This is a genomic window from Actinomycetota bacterium, from assembly GCA_005774595.1.
Taxonomy (GTDB): Bacteria; Actinomycetota; Coriobacteriia; order Anaerosomatales; family D1FN1-002; genus D1FN1-002.
Genome location: VAUM01000304.1, coordinates 1 through 2,335, shown reverse-complemented (window position 1 = coordinate 2,335; position 2,335 = coordinate 1). Strand labels below are relative to the sequence as shown.

Below are 2,335 nucleotides of genomic sequence, written 5' to 3'. Positions count from 1 at the left end.
CGTGGCCGCTGGCCGGCGCGGCGCCGGCCTCGGCGGCGCCGGCCTCGCCGGCCGAGCAGGAGCCGAACGACACGTGGCGGCAGGCGAACCCGGTTCGCGACAGCGTCGATGGCGAGATCTCGGACAAGTTCGACGAGGACTACTACGCGATCCAGGCCGCGCGCGGCGAAGTGGTCAAGATCCACGCGTGCCGGTGCCAGCCCTGCCCTGGTGACGATTGCGCCGCCGCGCTCATCGCGCGGTTGCTGGTGTTCGACAGGGACGGCACGACGATGCTCGCCATGCACGACGACTACGGGGCGGGCTCCTGCCGCGCGTCGTTCGTGGCCCCAGCGGACGGTACCTACTTCGTCAGCGTGAGCCGCTACTACCACTGGGGATGGGGTGAGTACCACCTCGGGATCGAGCGCGCGCAGATCATGGGCAACGTCACGCATGACTGCGCCTACGCGCGCGGCATCCGGGTCGAGCTGTACCGGGCTGCGGGAACCGAGTGGCAACTGGTCGGCTCTCGCGCTGCCGACTGCAGCGGCGGCTACGCGTTCGCCGGTCTGCCGGCCGGTACCTACCGTGTGCGGGCGGTCGACGCCCGCGTGGGCGCGTACGACCCGTACGAGGCGGCGTGGTACCGCGCAGTCGGGAGTGCCGGCGCCACCTCGATCCAGGTCGGCGCGGGCGGCGCGACGTGCGCTGACATCCGCATGCGCCACATCCTCTACCCAGACGACTCGTCCGAGTTCACTCACGTCGGCGCGTGGACGGAACTCGCGCGTCCCGGGTTCGATGGGGGCATCGCGCACACGATCGCCTATGCCGCCGGCGTGCAGTTCGTCGTGCCGTTCGAAGGCAACGGGATCGAGTGGATCGGCGCCCGCACCACGTCGGGCGGCAAGGCGAACGTGTACCTCGACGGCGTGTTGCGGGCGACCGTCGACCAGTACGCGCCGGTCAGCGCGTTCCAGCAGGTCATGTGGTCCGTCAGCGGTCTCGACAACGGGCAGCACACGCTGCTGATCGTCCCCACCTCGGCGAGGAACCCCAGAGCCATCGGGTACTCCACCTGGGTCGATGGTTTCCGGATCGAGGGCCGTCCGGCCAGCGCTCCACCGCTCTGAGCGGGTCATGCTCCTCATCCCTCCCGTCCCGGGGCGGGCGCCTCGCCTGAGAGCGGGGCCCTCGCCCCGGGGTGGCCGGGAGTAGCGGGACGGGAACGCGTACGTGAGTTCGCATCATGGGTCATCGCATTCGCACACAGCGTCAGGAGTCGTTGGTTCGTCGCACATCGGAGAGAGGGGCGTCGAGATGGACCGGAGGGAGTTTCTGAGGATGGGCGCGGCCTTCACCGCTGTCGCCGTGACGCGCCCCGTCAGGCGCGTGCTCCCCCGTTCGCTGGTGACGTCGGACGCCGTCGCGGTTCCCGTGACCGGCACCGCCTCGGTAGCGCAGCCCGCGCAGCCCGCTATCGCTGCGGCGGACTCGCCCGGCGGCTGGTTCGACGTGAAGAGCTTCGGCGCGGTCGGCGACGGGCTCGTGGATGACACCGCCGCGCTCGCGGCCGCGGTCGATGCTGCGAAGGCAGCCGGCGGCGGGGTCGTGTGGTTCCCGGCCGGCACATACGTCAGCTCGACGATCGTGCTGTCCGGGGGCGTGACTCTCCGGGGCGTGGGCTGGCAGTCGATCATCAGGCTGCGGAGCGGCGCGAACGCCCACCTGATCACTACGCCGGAGGATCGCGTGAACTATTACGGCGTGGTGCGGGACCTGTGCCTCGACGGCAATCGCGAGAACAATCGGACCGGGGACGGTCTCCACCTCTACGCGGCGACCTACTGCCGCATCGAGAGCGTGAAGATCTCGAGGTTCGCCGGACATGGGATCGCCTTCCGGGGCAGCGGCGCGCATCAGACGATCGCTCCGTGGGTCGAGGGCTGCGGGATCTACGAGTGCGGTGGCAATGGCGTGGACGTCGACCACTGCACCGCCGACTGCAAGCTGCATGCGCTGGACATCGGCCTGTGCGACAAGGGCGTCATCCTGCCGAACGCGGGCTTCCTGAGCGACGTGACGATCTGGCAGTGCCAGACCGGGCTGTACGGCTACTGGACGGTCAACGCCCATCTCCACCTCGTCCGGGCGGAGCGCAGCCGCTTCAACGGATTCCTGTTCGAAGGCTGCCGCGACATCGCGGTCCAAGAGTGCCGCGCCTACGAGAACAACCAAGGCGGCGGCGAGAACCATGGGTTCGCGCTCCGGGGCACCGTCGACCATCGCTGCGAACGGATCAGCTTCGTGGGCCGAATCCGACAGGCCGGACATGCAGCCCACGAAGCTGATC

Annotated in this window: 1 protein-coding gene; it reads left to right on the top strand. The window is 69.6% G+C overall.

Annotated features, from left to right (window positions below; translation table 11 throughout):
• Positions 1-1,302: 1,302 nt before the first annotated feature.
• Positions 1,303-2,335 (top strand): right-handed parallel beta-helix repeat-containing protein (locus FDZ70_09415; GenBank protein ID TLM70023.1); only part of this gene is annotated, 1,033 nt, incomplete at its 3' end.